This is a genomic window from Arthrobacter sp. V1I9 (assembly GCF_030817075.1).
Lineage (GTDB): Bacteria > Actinomycetota > Actinomycetes > Actinomycetales > Micrococcaceae > Arthrobacter.
In genome coordinates this window covers 140,107-154,601 of sequence record NZ_JAUSYU010000001.1, presented here as the reverse complement: position 1 = coordinate 154,601, position 14,495 = coordinate 140,107, and the positions used below count along the sequence as shown (strand labels likewise).

Annotated in this window: 12 protein-coding genes and 1 pseudogene; 6 read left to right on the top strand and 7 right to left on the bottom strand. The window is 65.4% G+C overall.

The annotated features are described in order from the left end of the window. Positions 1-5 precede the first annotated feature (5 nt). Together trmB and QFZ70_RS00675 are read left to right on the top strand one after the other, a co-directional pair. Positions 6-929 (top strand): tRNA (guanosine(46)-N7)-methyltransferase TrmB, encoded by a 924-nt coding sequence (gene trmB / locus QFZ70_RS00680; protein WP_307093612.1) that lies wholly within the window; start codon positions 6-8, stop codon positions 927-929. Between the two features lie 98 nt (positions 930-1,027). After that, a pseudogene (locus tag QFZ70_RS00675) lies at positions 1,028-1,886 on the top strand (DUF1206 domain-containing protein). A 76-nt stretch (positions 1,887-1,962) separates the two neighbouring features. Here the strand turns inward: QFZ70_RS00675 and QFZ70_RS00670 are convergent. Beyond that, positions 1,963-2,631: an anti-sigma factor gene (locus tag QFZ70_RS00670; RefSeq protein ID WP_307093611.1), complete on the bottom strand. Its 669-nt coding sequence runs from the start codon at positions 2,629-2,631 to the stop codon at positions 1,963-1,965. After that, positions 2,628-3,128 (bottom strand): sigma-70 family RNA polymerase sigma factor, encoded by a 501-nt coding sequence (locus QFZ70_RS00665; RefSeq protein WP_307097760.1) that lies wholly within the window; start codon positions 3,126-3,128, stop codon positions 2,628-2,630. Before QFZ70_RS00665 ends, QFZ70_RS00670 begins: the two co-directional genes overlap by 4 nt. A 166-nt stretch (positions 3,129-3,294) precedes the next feature. Between QFZ70_RS00665 and QFZ70_RS00660 the strand changes: the two genes are divergently transcribed. Next, on the top strand, positions 3,295-3,834 hold the full coding sequence (locus tag QFZ70_RS00660; protein ID WP_307093610.1) for a hypothetical protein: 540 nt from the start codon (positions 3,295-3,297) through the stop codon (positions 3,832-3,834). A 31-nt stretch (positions 3,835-3,865) separates the two neighbouring features. Here the strand turns inward: QFZ70_RS00660 and QFZ70_RS00655 are convergent, their stop codons facing one another. The 3 genes from QFZ70_RS00655 to QFZ70_RS00645 form a co-directional block, all read right to left on the bottom strand. Continuing rightward, the gene (locus tag QFZ70_RS00655) at positions 3,866-4,597 is read right to left on the bottom strand and encodes a hypothetical protein (protein ID WP_307093609.1); all 732 of its coding nucleotides are present in this window, start codon (positions 4,595-4,597) and stop codon (positions 3,866-3,868) included. After that, complete coding sequence (locus QFZ70_RS00650; protein ID WP_307093608.1) at positions 4,590-5,168, bottom strand: RNA polymerase sigma factor; 579 nt, start codon at positions 5,166-5,168, stop codon at positions 4,590-4,592. The genes QFZ70_RS00655 and QFZ70_RS00650 overlap by 8 nt, the downstream gene beginning before the upstream one ends. A gap of 220 nt (positions 5,169-5,388) precedes the next feature. Continuing rightward, a complete protein-coding gene (locus QFZ70_RS00645; RefSeq protein ID WP_307093607.1) occupies positions 5,389-6,099 on the bottom strand; it encodes a protein tyrosine phosphatase in 711 nt (236 codons plus the stop codon). Positions 6,100-6,231: 132 nt separating this feature from the next. Between QFZ70_RS00645 and QFZ70_RS00640 the strand changes: the two genes are divergently transcribed. Continuing rightward, positions 6,232-6,825, top strand: a complete 594-nt coding sequence (locus QFZ70_RS00640; protein ID WP_307093606.1) for a DUF5655 domain-containing protein — start codon at positions 6,232-6,234, stop codon at positions 6,823-6,825. A gap of 37 nt (positions 6,826-6,862) precedes the next feature. Here the strand turns inward: QFZ70_RS00640 and QFZ70_RS00635 are convergent, their stop codons facing one another. Beyond that, positions 6,863-7,714: a hypothetical protein gene (locus QFZ70_RS00635; RefSeq protein WP_307093605.1), complete on the bottom strand. Its 852-nt coding sequence runs from the start codon at positions 7,712-7,714 to the stop codon at positions 6,863-6,865. A gap of 231 nt (positions 7,715-7,945) precedes the next feature. Here QFZ70_RS00635 and QFZ70_RS00630 point away from each other — a divergent pair, with 231 nt between their 5' ends. Next, a complete protein-coding gene (locus QFZ70_RS00630; RefSeq protein ID WP_307093604.1) occupies positions 7,946-11,422 on the top strand; it encodes a DEAD/DEAH box helicase in 3,477 nt (1,158 codons plus the stop codon). A 57-nt stretch (positions 11,423-11,479) separates the two neighbouring features. Then, positions 11,480-12,490, top strand: a complete 1,011-nt coding sequence (locus tag QFZ70_RS00625) for a glycoside hydrolase (protein ID WP_307093603.1) — start codon at positions 11,480-11,482, stop codon at positions 12,488-12,490. A 141-nt stretch (positions 12,491-12,631) separates the two neighbouring features. On the opposite strand, the gene QFZ70_RS00620 is transcribed toward QFZ70_RS00625, so the two are convergent. Next, a complete protein-coding gene (locus QFZ70_RS00620) occupies positions 12,632-13,921 on the bottom strand; it encodes an ammonium transporter (protein ID WP_307093602.1) in 1,290 nt (429 codons plus the stop codon). Positions 13,922-14,495 lie beyond the last annotated feature (574 nt).

Sequence of the window (14,495 nt, the reverse complement as noted above, 5' to 3'; positions counted from 1 at the left end):
AAGGGATGAGCGAATCCCCAGAATCACCGCAGCCGGAACACGTCCCGAGGCCGGTGACCCCGGGCACGCAGGCGTCGTTCGGCACCTACGGAGGCCGGCCCGTCAGCTTTGTTCGCCGCGGAACCAGGCTGCAGGGCCGCCGGCAGGCCGCATGGGAAGAGCACGCCGAGCGTTGGGCTGTCGACGTGCCCCGCCACGTCGCGAACACGTCGGTCCACCCGGACTACACTTTCGACTCCGAGGCGGAGTTCGGCCGCAAGGCACCCCTCATCGTGGAGATCGGTTCCGGCCTGGGTGACGCCATTTGCCATGCCGCCGAAGAGAACCCGGACACTGATTTCCTGGCAGTGGAGGTCTACACCCCCGGACTTGCGAACACGATCATCAAGATCAACAGCCGCGGGCTGAACAATGTCCGTGTGGTGGAGGCCAATGCGCCGGAGGTGCTGGCCAGCATGCTTCCGGCAGGTTCCGTCAGTGAACTGTGGGTTTTCTTTCCCGACCCGTGGCACAAGTCCCGGCATCACAAGCGGCGCCTTATCCAGCCGGAATTCGCGGACCTCGCCGCCCGCGCGCTTAAGCAGGGCGGGCTCTGGCGGATTGCCACTGACTGGTCCAACTACGCGGTCCACGTCCGCGACGTCCTGGCGGATTCGGAAGACTTTGAGAACCTGCACACCGGCGAGCGCCGCGGACCGGAAAGCCCACTGACCCAGGTGTGGCAGTCCGGCGTGGAATCGGTGGTGGGCGGAGCCCCGGTCCGTGAAGGCCGCGCTCCCGTCAGCACAGAACACACCGGGCCCAACGAGGGTGTGGACGAAACGGGTGGTTGGGCGCCGCGGTTCGAGGGCCGGATCAGGACCAGCTTCGAGGGCAAGGCCCACGAAGCCGGGCGGCTCATCTTCGACCTCTGCTACCGCCGCCGATAATTCCAGCGCCTTCACACATTCAGCACTGCTGGATCACTGGCACGTGGCATCCCGGCGTGGCACGATTGCCCTTATGCCGAGGCACGAAACATCAGCGCATCGGCGCCTGCATAGAGGGAACAGCCATCAAAAGAGAATTAAGACAGGCCGCTGATGCAGCGGAGAGTGTCAACCAACTCCCGCAGTCTGGAACTGCTGGCCAGGGCGGGGTTTGCGGCGAGCGGCATCCTGCATCTGCTGGTGGGCGCCATCGCGATCCGGCTGGCCATGGGCGGTACCGGCAACGCTGATTTCAGCGGTGCGGTAGCTGAGCTCGCCACCCAGCCGGCGGGGCCTTTCCTGTTGTGGGCCAGCTTTGCCGCCTGCGCAGCCCTCGCGCTGTGGCAGACCAGCGATGCCATCTTTGATTACAACCGGCTGCCCACCAAGGAAAAGGCCGGGAAGAAGGCCAAGGCAGCGGCACAGGCTCTGGTGTTCGCGGGGCTGGCCCTCACGCTGATGTCCTTCGCGCGGGGTACCGGTTCCGGCGGGGACAACCAACAGGCGGCCAGCGACTTTACCGCTTCCGTGATGAAGGCTCCGGGCGGCGTGGCGCTGCTGGTCCTGCTGGGCATCGGCATTGCCGTTACCGGTGTCGTCTACGGGATCCGTGGGCTGCGAAAGTCCTTCGAAAAACATCTGGTGATGCCTGCATCCTCCACCCCAAGAACGGCCGTCACCGTCCTGGGCGTGACAGGGTACGTGGCCAAGGGCACTGTGCTGTTGCTGACCGGGCTGCTGATTGCCATAGCCACCCTGCAAGCGCACCCAGAGGAGTCCACCGGGCTTGACGGCGGGCTTCGGGGGCTCCGTGACCAGCCGTTCGGCGTCTATCTCCTGGCAGCGGTCGGCGCGGGGCTGATCTGCTACGGCGTCTTTATGACCGTCCGCGCACGCCTCGGGAAGATGACCCAGTAGACCGCCCGCTCCCGCGCGGCTTCACCGGTGTCGTTGGGCCAGTGCCGGCCCAGCGCCTCGAGTCAGGGTCCAGACGCTAGGGTACGGTGATCACCGCGACGGCCTGCTGCGTGCCGTCCCGCAGTTCCACACTCGAAATGCTGGTCAGCTGGATGGGCGTGGCACCGGTAACCTTGACCCTGCCGCTCGGGGTGGCCGTCCAGGCGCACGCACGGTCCTCGCCGCCGGCACGGTCCCGCACCCACAGCGACAATGTCCCGTCGGAGGGGAGGCTGCTGCCGTTCACGGCCAGCTCGGTTCCCCAGTTCTTCCGGGCCAGGTCGATGCTGAACTGCAGGCCGCCTCCGGACTGCACTGAATATGTGGCGTCCGGTTGCGCGGGCCGGTTCAGCAGCGGACCCACCGCCATCCCCACGGCGAGGCACGCTGCGGCCACAGCGCCTACCAGAGCCGCCCACCGCCGTCGCGCCTTACGGCGGCGGTTCGCCAGTTTGGACAGGAGGTACACCGGCGCCCCGGCTGCAGGGGCGGGCGGCGCACCCAATCCAGCCGGGACCACGGTGAGCGCCACAGCGTCCGGCACCGGAAGGGCGTCCAGCAAGGCGGGCACTTTCTCAAGCCGGGCAAGCTCATCCCGGCATTTCACGCAACCCTGCAGGTGCGCTTCGAAACCCTTCAAATCCTCGGCGTCCAGTCCGCCCAGAAGGTAGGCGCCCAGCAACTGGTGCTGCTCGGAAGCGTTCACCGTTCCACCCCCATCTCGTCCAGAATGGTCCGCAACGCCCGCACAGCGTAGAAGGCACGGGACTTCACCGTTCCGCTCGGGACGTTCAACTGCACCGCTGCCTCATTCACGGTGAAGCGGCGGTAGTGCAGGGCAACCAGCACGTCCCGGTGTTCCGAGCTGAGGCGGAGCAGCGCTTCCTCGATCAGCACCCTGTTCAACAGCTCATCCACGCGTTCCACAGCATCCGCAGAATCGGCAAGGCCGTCGTCGAGGGTTTCGGCCGGGCGGCGCTGCGCCCGGCGGTAATTGTCGATCATGATGTTCCTGGCCGTCCGGAAAAGATAGCTGCGGAGGCTTCCGGTGACCTCCGGCGCGTGCTGCCATACACGGAGCACGGTTTCCTGGACAACATCTTCGGCCAGTTGCGGGTCCCGGGACGCACTGAGCACGAAGCGGCGCAGGGCCGGGCCGTGTTCACGGTAAATGGACTCCACCACATCCTCATCCAGAGGCATTTCAGGACCTCCCGTCCCGGCCTGCAGCACGCTCGCCTCCGTGCTGCTTCCGGCTGGTACGACGTCCGCAGCCGGAATTTGGTTCATTTGAACCATTCTTCACCCGGAAGCGTATTACTCGTTAGCGTCCGGCATCGACGCCGGGCACGAGCCAAGGAGCAAACCTATGAAAAAGCATCTGGGAACAGGCCTTACCATCCTCGCCCTGACGGCGGCCCTGGCAGGCTGCGCCGGCGGCAGCGGAACCACCCCTGCAGCCAGCACGCCCGCGGCCACCACTGCCGCTCCCGCGACGACCTCGGCCGATCCCACTGCCACGTCTTCAGCGTCAACTGCAGCCGCCGGAGTCGACCTGATGATCGGTTCCTCCAGCCTGGGTGACATTGTGGTCGATTCAAAGGGGATGAGCCTCTACTACTTCACCAAGGATGTGAAGGATTCCGGCACCAGTGCCTGCACGGGAGGTTGCCTGACCGCCTGGCCGCCGCTTCTCACCACTGCGGACGAGCCCAAGGTGGAGGGGGTAACCGGAACCGTGGGCACCATAACCACGCCGGAGGGTGCCAAGCAGGTGACCTTGAACGGCATGCCGCTGTACTACTTCCAGAAGGACACCAAGGCCGGTGACATCCTCGGTCAGGGCGTCAATGATGTCTGGTACCTTGCGGATCCGGCCGGCGAAATGATCAAGACGGCTGCCAAATAACTGGGGGACGGTGAGCCGGGTGCCGGCGCCGTCACGGGAGCGGAACTGCCGGCAGCGTCGCCGGCAAGGGAACCTGTGAAGGAACCGGCACTTCCGGCGAGCCGCCCAGTCCATCGTCGATACGTCCGGGAACAACCCCGGGCAGGGTCTTTGAAGCGGGGACTTCCCCGGGCTTACCCGGGGAAGTTGGCTGGCGTGTGGCGGGCCCTTCCGCGGCCGGGCCGTCCGACGGCTGACCCGCCGTCGGCTGCGTGGCTGCGGCGGGGCCTGCCGGTATCGATGCCGGGTCGCCGGCGGGTGAAGCGCTGGTGGGCGCCGTACCGGAGGTGGCTGCGGGCAGAGGTGTCGCGGGCTGTTCGGCAGGATGGTCCGCAGTTGCGCCGCCGGAAGTGGTGATAAAGGAAGTGACCGCCTGGTTGAGCTGACTGAATGATTCCCGGAAGGTTTGGTCGGACGCCGCGGCAATGGCACCGCCGGCGCTCAAGGAAACCGCCACGGACAGCGCCGTGAGGGTGGCCCGGCGTCTGGCCCTGCGGCGGGCAGCCAGCTCGTCAGCAGGACCTGATGGGGGTTCGACGGCCGCAGGCGTCGCGGTTGCTCCGGCCATCAGGGCAAGCAGCTCAGCTGTTGGTTCCGGTGCAACAGATCCCAACGCCCGGAGTTCCAAAAGGACGGGGCGGAGCCGCGTGTCGCCGTCCAGGTCCGCCTCCAACAGCAGCTGGTCAACGGAGCCGTCACGGCGGGATCCTGCGGTGTCACTCATTGTTTGCCTGGTTTCTTTTGAGCGTCTGTGCCTTGAGATTCTGAAGGGCCCTGCGCTGGAGCTGCTTGACCGCCCCTTCGCTTTTGCCCATGATTCCGGCCACCTGTTCTATGGAAAGGTCGGCCACCACCCGCAGGGCCAGCACTTCCTGGTGTTCGTCGCTGAGTCCGTCCAGCAAGGCGGCAGCAGCGCCGTTCAGCTCCACCACACAGTGCTCTGCGGAGGGGGTACTCCGGCTGTCCTCCTGAGGGTCGTAAGGAGTCAGCTGGGGCCTGCGTTCCTGCCGCCGATAGTGGTCAACCATCCGGGCGTGGGCGATGGAAAACAGTAATGACTTGGCGCCCTGCAGCCCTCCGGTGAGGCCGCTGATCTTCGGAAAGAACGCCAGGAACACGTCCTGGGTCACCGCTTCGGGATCGTCGACGCCCCGTGCCTTAAGGTAACCCAGCACTGGACCTGCAAAGGACCGGTAAGCGACGCCGAACAGCGCTGCCGGGTCGGTTCCGGCTGCGTCGTCGAATATGTCGATCTCTTCTTGGGCCAAAGTGTCTAGCACCGGCGGCTCCTCCATCCCGGAACAGGGCAATGCCCATCCCGGTTTACGGTGCGGTCTACGGGTCCTGCTCTTACTTCCCCCCGCTGCCTGGCAGGTGTTCCGGGCTGAAAATCCCGGACCGGCCTCCTCGAGGGCGGCGATTTTCCTGAAGGATGAAGTCCCAAGGGTCAGGATTGCCCTACTGCGGGAAACGGACTTCCTGCCGTTTCCCGCAGTACACACTAGCTAATGCCGCCTAGCGGACCGAAACGGACGGGGCATCCACAGCTGCGCTGCCGCCGTCGACGGAAGCAGCCGGGACCTCGGGAACGGCAGGTACAGCGGGAACTGCCGGCTCGCCGTCGATACCCGGAAGAGCGGGGACCGCCGGGACAGCGGGGATGGCCGGAACAGCAGGAAGCTCGGGGCTCCCGACCTCAACAGCGGCCGACCCGGTGGCTGCGGCGCTTGCTTCTGCGGCAGCGTCAGCCTGGGCTACGACGTCGGCGCAGAAGCTTCCGACATTCGCTTCACCCTGTGCAGCAAGGACCAGGGAGGAGAAGCCCTCGGAGGAAGCGTTCAGGCCACCATTGGCGAAAGCGGTGCAAAGGCCGAGGGCGGCGGCGCCGGCCGCATCAACGGCCGTGCCGGCACCAGCGGAGGCGGAGGCCTGGGCAGCGATGCCGTCCTCCGAAACAGCGGCGGTTCCTGCGGCTTCTGCTCCAGCGTCAACGGCGGCGTCCGTGCTGGCATCCACAGCGTCACCGGCGACTGCCTGCGTGTCAGCGGCTGCTTCTCCAACGAGTTCCGGAGCCGGTGCGCCGAGGAGTTCGTGCGCGGTCTGCTGTGCCTCGACGGGGAGGACACCGGAAACAGCTGCGGCGCCGGTCCCACCCACGGCGATGGTGCCTGCTGCCAGTACTCCGGCGGCGACTTTGCTGGTGGCGAGGACGGTGAACAACGACATAAGACACTCCAAAACCTAGACGATACGTTTGATTCGGGTCCGTCGGGCGGACCCATCACCTCCTGCATCGCGAGGGACGGAGGAAAAGTTACGGGTGTCCGGAATCTTTTTTCACGGCGCTACGATCGATGCATGCCTACGGTTCCAGAGTCCCGGAAAAAGCCCAGCACCTGGCAATCGATGGTGGACAGCAACAAAGCCCTCCTTGTCAGGAAGACCGGCGAAGACACCGCCCACTGGGTCGAAAAGGCCCGCGCCGCCGGCATCCGGAACGACGGCGAGCTCCGCACCTGGATGCGCGACGGCTTCGGGGTGACGGGGTACGCCCAGTACGCAGTCTCCTGGGAAATGTTCGGCTACCCGGAGTTCATGCTGCGGGACGCCGACGAGCTGATGGACGGGCAGTACATCAATCACCCGCACTTGAGGCCCATCGCGGACGCCATCCTGGCGTGGGCGTCCGCGACAGAGGGAGTGGATATCCAGATGCGGAAGGGCTACGTGTCGCTCCACAGCCCCCGGCGGAAATTCGCCCAGGTCACCCGGACCACCAACACCGCAGTGGACGTGACACTCAGGCTCGAGGCCCCTGCTGAGGGCCGGATCGAAACCGTCAAGACCCGGGCTGACGACCCTTTCGCCCGCCGGGTCCGCCTCACCTCGACCGAACACGTGGACGACCGACTGCTGGAAATTCTTGCGCTGGCCCTAAAGCAGAACAGCTAAGGGGCGCCCCGTTGCGGGCGCCCCCCGTTTTGAGAGCCTAAGCGTCGGCCAGTTCGGCGTCGGCTTCTTCGAACTCCACCGCCGCGACGATTTCCTGGGTTGCGGGGTTGATCATAAAGGCCTCGTCGTCCTCCTCAACCATCAGGAAGTCACCGTGGTCCGTGGAGAAGTGCCAGGCCAGGGCCTTCCCGCCGGCGTGCAGGTAATTGGGGTCGCCCATCGTGATCCTGATCAGCTCGTACCCGGCGATGCTGCAAAGTTCGCGGATGATGATTTCGAAGTCGGGGGCATCCTCAAGGGCCTCGGCGTCAGCCTGTGCCTGGCGCTCCGGCAGGTCCGGAATCCGGGCCACGAGCCGCTCGATGTACGCACCGATTTCCTCGTCGTCCAGCACCAGCAGTTCGGGCTGGCCACGCAGCCAGGCAGCGTTGAGTGCGGTGATGTTCTCCGTCTCCAGCAGCTCCTCGAACTCGCCGTCGAGCTCCTCCACCCGGAGGACGCCGTCGGGCGTGTCCCCGGAGTCCTCCAGGCCGCCGTCGAGGTAATGCTCTTCTTCTTCTTCGGACAGGTCAGCAAATGCCTCGACAGACCGGTTGAAGAGGTCCAGGTGCGTGGTGGCTCCCATTCCTGCCATGCCTTCGCGGATCAGCGCGTCCGTTTCGGCCCTGTCGACGGCGGTGAAGACGTACTGCGCGAAGCCACCCTCGAGTGCCTGGGTGAGGTAGAAGTCCACGTAGTAGCTGCACACGGCGACGGGCGACATCTCTTCGGAGCGGAGCAGGGCAGTGTGCATGGCATCCACGATGCTGACGTTGGCCTCCACGACGTCCTCGTCGCTGGATTCTATGCTGCTGCTGGTCAAAACGACAGGCTGCTGGCTGGTGATCATGGCAATCCTCACTGCGGTAAGCGGGTGGTGCTCGAACAGTTTTCACGCTACGTGGGCCCGGTACCAACGGCGTTGAGGGGGAAGTGAACGTCCGGCGAAGATTGTGGGGCCAGTTGTCCCTGCCTGGGAAATCGACGGCGGCACTCCCTCCCCCGCGGGCGAACTAAGATGGATCAGATAACCAACCACCGGCCCCGGCCCCGCCGTGGCCTGCTGAAAGTAGCGCGCACCATGCCATCCCAACCGGACGAGAGTGCGGCACTGGCAATACAGACTCCCGCCATCAACGACCGTTCGCTGGCGGCCGGACTGGCGTATGCCATGGGAAGCCGCGTCTCGGGAATTTCGTTCGACGCCGCCACCGGACTCATGCTGGGCAAGGTCCGCGGCGGCGCGGACCTTCCGTATTCGACCACCGCCAAGCTGGTCCGCAAGGGTGGCGGCTGGAGCTGCACCGTAGGGGTGTGCAGCTGCCCGGTGCGGAAGGACTGCAAGCATGTGGCGGCGCTGCTCTTCGCCGCCGAGGATAATCCGGCCACCCGCGTGCAGCTGCTTTCGCCGGCCACCGCCACCCAAGTCTCGCACGCACCGGCCACCGCCGTTTCTGATTGGGAACGGGCCCTCAGCCCGCTGATCTCCCAGCCGGGAATTGCGCCCTCGACCAACGGCGTGCCCCTGGCGCTCCAGTTCGAGATTGAAGAGCCCGCGCCGCACTTTTCCTACACAGGCCGCCGGGACCCGCTGCGCAGTGTCCGCCAGCTCAAGGCCCGCCCGGTCATCATGGGCGCCAAGGGCAAGTGGATCCGCGGCGACGTCTCCTGGAACACCCTGAGCTACCTGAACTTCCGCCGTGAGTGCAACGAGTCGCACGTCGAGTGGATGCAGGAGTTCCTGGCTGCGCACTCCGCCTCGGCCGCCCGGATGCAGAACTCATCAGGCCTCTGGCTGGGCCTGAACACCTACTCCGGAAAGAATCTCTGGAGCCTGCTGGCGGACGCCAAAAAGATCGGCCTGGCACTGGTCCACTCGCGCGGCACCGAACCGGTCCGGCTCGCGGAGTCCCCCGCCGCCGTCGGCCTTAACCTCAGCCGTTACGGCTCGCCCGTCACTAAACCTTCCGCTGCTGCCGTGGAGTCAAACGGTACGCCCGCCAAAGCTCAAACTTCGGACGGCGGGCTGGAGCTTGCGCCCACCGTCACCGTTGAGGGCGTTGAGGTTGATCCGGCGTCGATAGGCACCATCGGCCGTCCGGCGCACGGCATTTTTGTAACGTCCGGGGAGGCGGCCTTGCCGGGCGTCCCGGACCCCGACGGTGTCATCACGCTGGCGCCGCTGGAAAGTGGCCTGAGCGAGGAGCTGCTGGCCTTTGTTACTGCGGGCAGCACCCTCCACATTCCCGCCAAGGACGAGTCGCGCTTCCTCACCGGGTTCTACCCCAGGCTGAAGCAGGCGGCCCGCGTCACTGCCCGCGATGAGTCTGTTGAACTTCCCACCCTGGCCCTCCCCACCCTCTCCCTGCTGGCAAATTACGGCGCCGACCACAAGGTGCGGCTCCACTGGGAATGGCACTACAAAACAGGAAACCTGGTCACGGCCCAACCGCTGTGGCGGCACCCCGGCGACCACGGCTACCGAGACGACACCGCCGAGGCCCGGATCCTTGAAGGGATCGGCCAGCCCTGGGACGTGGTCCCGGCCCTGGGCGAATCCGCAACCGGCGGCTGGGGCACTCCCCGGCTCGCGGCTTCGGTAGAGCTGAAGGGCCTGGACACCCTGGGGTTCACCGAGGAAGTACTGCCCCGCCTGCGCCAGGCTCCCGACGTCGACGTGGACACCGCGGGCGACATCGCCGACTACCGCGAGGCTGAAGAAGCGCCGGTGGTTTCCATCTCCACCAAGGCCACCGAGCAGCGCGACTGGTTCGACCTCGGCATCCAGATCTCCCTTGAGGGACAGCCGGTTTCCTTCGCCGCCGTGTTCTCCGCGCTCGCGGCGGGGCAAACCAAGATGCTGCTGCCCAGCGGCGCCTACTTCTCGTTGGACCTCCCCGAACTGCACCAGCTGCGGGCGCTGATCGAGGAGGCCCGCTCGCTGCAGGACAACAAGGACGCACCGCTGCAGATCAGCCGCTTCCAGGCAGGCCTGTGGGATGAGCTGGCCCAGCTGGGAATCGTAGATGAGCAGGCGGCGGCCTGGCGCTCGGCGGTTGGCGGCCTGCTTGAGGGTGGCGTGGACGGCCTGCCGCTCCCGTCCACCCTGAACGCCGAACTGCGTCCGTACCAGCTGGAGGGCTTTAACTGGCTCACCTTCCTGTACCGGCACAGCCTGGGCGGCATCCTGGCCGACGACATGGGCCTTGGCAAGACCGTGCAGGCGCTCGCCCTGATGTGCGCGGCAAAGGAACTGGCGCTGTCGGTTGCTTCTGGGGAACCCGCACCCGGCACCTTGGTCCCGGCGCCCGGCGCCGGCGCTCCCTTCTTAGTGGTGGCGCCCACCAGCGTCGTGGGCAACTGGGCCCTGGAAGCAGCGCGCTTCGCTCCCGGTTTAAAGATCCAAGCCATCAGTGAAACCTTCGCGAAGAGCAGCCAGGTCCCGGCAGAATCGCTCGCCGGGGTGGACATCGTGATCACGTCCTATGCCCTGTTCCGGATCGATTACGAGGCATACGCCTCCCGCGAGTGGGCGGGCCTGGTTTTGGACGAGGCCCAGTTTGTAAAAAACCACCAGTCCAAGGCGTACCAGTGTGCCCGGAAACTGCCGGCCGCTTTTAAGCTCGCAATCACAGGCACACCGCTGGAAAACAACCTTATGGAATTCTGGGCGCTCACCTCGATCGTCGCGCCGGGGCTGTTCTCCAGTCCCAAGCGTTTCGCGGAGTACTACCAGAAGCCTGTGGAAAAAAACGGTGATAAGGGGCAGCTGGACAAGCTCCGCCGTCGGGTCCGTCCGCTGATGATGCGCCGCACCAAGGACCAGGTCATCAAGGACCTGCCGCCCAAGCAGGAGCAGATCCTGGAAGTGGTGCTGAACCCGCGCCACCAGAAGGTGTACCAGACGCACCTGCAGCGGGAACGGCAGAAGATCCTGGGGCTGATCGAGGACGTCAACAAGAACCGCTTCACCATCTTCCAGTCGCTGACCCTTTTGCGGCAGCTCAGCCTGGACGCATCGCTTGTTGATCCGGCGTTGTCGTCGGTCCGGTCCAGCAAGCTGGACGTGCTGTTCGAGCAGCTGGAGGACCTGGTGGCGGAGGGCCACCGGGCCCTGATCTTCAGCCAGTTCACGGGCTTCCTCGGCAAGGTCAGGGAGCGGCTGGACGAGGAGAAGATTGAGTACTGCTACCTCGACGGCGGAACCCGCAACCGGGCCGACGTTGTCAGCGAGTTCAAAAACGGCAGTGCACCGGTGTTCCTGATCTCGCTGAAGGCCGGCGGGTTTGGGCTGAACCTTACGGAGGCCGATTACGTGTTCCTGCTGGATCCATGGTGGAACCCGGCGTCCGAGGCGCAGGCTGTGGACCGGACGCACAGGATCGGGCAGGAGCGGAACGTCATGGTCTACCGGCTTGTCGCCAAGGACACGATCGAAGAAAAGGTTATGGCGCTGAAGGCCCGGAAGTCGCAGCTGTTCGCCGACGTGCTGGAAGGCGATGCCTTGGCCGGTGGCTCCATCACCGCAGAGGACCTGGCAGGGCTGTTCCAGGAGTAAACAGGAGTGGTGCCAGTATGCTTGGGGCTAACTGAAAAGTACAACGTTGGAGAAGACGTGCAGCAGCAGCAGGCCCCCGGAATCCTTCCATCTTCGAGCCTGCCTCCCCTGCGCGCTGATGCCTTCCGGAGTCCGTACCGCGATCCGGTCTGGGACGGGCCTACCGATCCCGTCCTGGTTCCGGACCACCTCACCGGCGAGTGGGTCCTCTTCTACACGCAGCGCCGGGCTACGGCACCGGGACTGACCGGTGTTGAGTGGGTGCACGCCACAGCGATCGGCGTGGCGAGGTCGTCCGACGGCGGACGAAGCTGGAGCTACCAAGGCACCGTGGACGGACTGGTGCCGCCGGAAACTGAACTGCCGGCAACCCTGTGGGCTCCCGACGTCGTAAGAATCCGTGACCGGTGGATCATGTACCTGACGGTCCTGGGCGGAGTCCGGACAGACTGGACCGGCAATGCATCCATCGTCCAGCTGGCCAGCCGGGACCTGGTCAGGTGGGAGTACCTCGGCGCCATCGACCTGGACTCGCCACGGGTCATCGACGCCGCCGTCGCCTTGTGCGGGGACGGCCGCTACCGGCTCTGGTACAAAGATGAGGCCCGCGGCTCCAATACCTGCAGCGCGGTGAGCGAGACGCCCCAGGACCCGTCGTCGTGGATCCGGGAAGGCCTCACCATCCCCGGCCGTCCCCACGAAGGACCCAAAGTCTTCCGGCTCGAGGGGACCTACTGGATGATCGTTGACGAATGGCGGGGCCAGGCCATTTACCGCTCAGGTGACGCCACCGGCAACTGGGTCCGGCAGGAACACCTGGGCGGGCTCATCCTCACGCAACCGGAATCAGTGGACGGAAGGCCCGTCGTCGGACGCCACGCAGATGTGGTTCCCCTCGCAGCCCGGGAAGACGGGAAGGAACAGGCCCTGCTGGTCTACTTCACGCACCCGCACTGGGGCGGCGAGGACATCGACACCATGGCCGATGACCCGAAGACCCGCCTCAGCCACGTCAGGGCAGCAGTATTGGAAGTTCGGGGCGGCAATCTGGTCTGCACCGGGCAATGACCCTGGATTCCGGCTACTGGACAGCACAACAAAGGGCCAAACCTTGGAACTATAAGCCAGCTGCTGCTGGCACCGGTCCAAGGCTTGGCCCTCTGCCTGACGCGTGCTCCGGGTGCCTCCACCCGGACCGCTTAATGCCTGCTAGGCCCGCTGGGGCGAACCAAGCTCCACCGGATCTTCATCCGTGAGGTAGGCCAGTTCCGAGTGGGCGGCAAGGTCGATGCCCCGCAACTCGTCCTCCGGCTTGATGCGCAGGCCAATGGTCTTGTCCAGGATCTTCGCCAGGATCCAGGTAATGCCGAAGGAGTAGGCAAGCACCGTGACGGTTGCCAGCGACTGGACACCCAGCAGTTCAACGCCGCCCCCGTAGAACAGGCCGTTGACGGCGTTGGGTGCGGCGTCGGTTGCGAACAGGCCGATCAGCAGCGTGCCGAGGATGCCGCCCACCAGGTGGACGCCTACGACGTCGAGCGAGTCGTCATAGCCCAGCCGGAACTTCAGCTCGATGGCCAGGGAGCAGACGGCCCCGGCGATGGCGCCGATGGCAACCGCCCCGAGAGGGCTGACGGCACCACAGGCGGGTGTGATGGCCACCAGTGCCGAGATCAGGCCGGATGCCGCGCCCATGCTGGTGGCTGCGCCGCGGCGCAGCCGCTCAACGAGCGCCCAGGCGAGGAGGCCGGCGGAAGCGGCAACGGCGGTGTTCAGGAAAACCACCGACGCCGACTGGCCGGCCGAAAGAGCGGAACCGGCGTTGAAGCCGAACCAGCCCACCCACAGCAGCCCTGCGCCGATGAGGACCAGCGGCCGGCTGTGCGGTTTGGCGTGCTCCACCTTGGGCCAGCCCGAGCTCTTGCCCAGGACCAAGGCAAGGGCCAGGGCGGCGGCGCCGGCGTTCATGTGGACGGCGGTGCCACCAGCGAAGTCGATGGCCTTGATGCCGCTGGCGATCCAGCCGCCAACCGTGCTGCCGTCCGCGGAGGAGAAGGCGAACACCCAGTGCGCGATGGGAAAGTAGACGATGGTGGCCCAAATCCCGGCGAACAGCATCCAGGCACCGAACTTCATGCGGCCCGCTGCGGCTCCAGCAACCAGGGCAGTTGTAACGCAGGCGAAGAACAGCTGGAACGCGGCGAACAGGACCACCGGGATGGAGGCACCCTCATCAGCCGGGAGCAGCTGCGCCATGCCGGGGAACTCGGTGACGTCACCGATGAGTCCCAAGCCGCCTACGGAGTTTCCGAAGGCCATCGAGTAGCCGAACAGTGCCCAGAGGACAGCCACCAGGCTGGCGCCGCCGAAGCACATCATCATCATGTTGAGAATGCGGCGCGACCCCACCATGCCCCCGTAAAACAGGGCCAGGGCGGGGATCATCATGCAGACCAGCGCCGAGCTGGCCAGAATCCATGCGACATTTCCCGAATCCATGGGAAACCCCTTTCGTGATGCGAAGAGAGAACGGTAAGTTGCCGTCAGAGCCGCTCCGGAGGAGGGACGCGGGGTCAGTACCACGTTCATCGGAGGGCAGCTATTGCCGTCGTGCTCCAACTGTATGGCTGCCATTTTTGGGTAGGTTTCAGGCGTGTTAAATGATGGTTTCAGTCATCCACCTGCGAGTTTCAGCAGTCCCACTGATTGCACGCGGGCAGCCAGGTGGGGTGCGGACAAAGGCGGCAAGGGTCCACGCCCGATTAACTTGGCGCCCCGCAGGGTTCTACTTGGCTGAGACGGCCAGGAACTTGATGGGCAGGTCGAGCAGCTCCAGCGGACCGTGCTCAGAGTAGCCAAGCTCATGTTTCAGGCGTCGCGCGGAATTGTTAAATCGTTGTTTCAGGGGGTGGCGGCATTCCCGATGGAGGGCCCCGATGATCGTCCCCTCGAAGGCAGTTATGCTGGGGAAAACCCGCAGCAGCACGAAGAATCGATTCCAAGAGCACCGGTCACAACCGTCTACCGCCAAGGAAAAGGAAGCATCCGTGAAGAACGAGCAGTCGTCCGGCCA

Bases quoted from the DNA above. Each gene is read 5' to 3' on its own strand.
- QFZ70_RS00635 (WP_307093605.1), bottom strand. From the start codon at position 7,714: ATGATCACCAGCCAGCAGCCTGTCGTTTTGACCAGCAGCAGCATAGAA.
- QFZ70_RS00655 (WP_307093609.1), bottom strand. From the start codon at position 4,597: ATGAGTGACACCGCAGGATCCCGCCGTGACGGCTCCGTTGACCAGCTG.
- trmB (WP_307093612.1), top strand. From the start codon at position 6: ATGAGCGAATCCCCAGAATCACCGCAGCCGGAACACGTCCCGAGGCCG.
- QFZ70_RS00665 (WP_307097760.1), bottom strand. From the start codon at position 3,128: ATGCCTCTGGATGAGGATGTGGTGGAGTCCATTTACCGTGAACACGGC.
- QFZ70_RS00640 (WP_307093606.1), top strand. From the start codon at position 6,232: ATGCCTACGGTTCCAGAGTCCCGGAAAAAGCCCAGCACCTGGCAATCG.
- QFZ70_RS00660 (WP_307093610.1), top strand. From the start codon at position 3,295: ATGAAAAAGCATCTGGGAACAGGCCTTACCATCCTCGCCCTGACGGCG.
- QFZ70_RS00630 (WP_307093604.1), top strand. From the start codon at position 7,946: ATGCCATCCCAACCGGACGAGAGTGCGGCACTGGCAATACAGACTCCC.
- QFZ70_RS00620 (WP_307093602.1), bottom strand. From the start codon at position 13,921: ATGGATTCGGGAAATGTCGCATGGATTCTGGCCAGCTCGGCGCTGGTC.
- QFZ70_RS00645 (WP_307093607.1), bottom strand. From the start codon at position 6,099: ATGTCGTTGTTCACCGTCCTCGCCACCAGCAAAGTCGCCGCCGGAGTA.
- QFZ70_RS00650 (WP_307093608.1), bottom strand. From the start codon at position 5,168: ATGGAGGAGCCGCCGGTGCTAGACACTTTGGCCCAAGAAGAGATCGAC.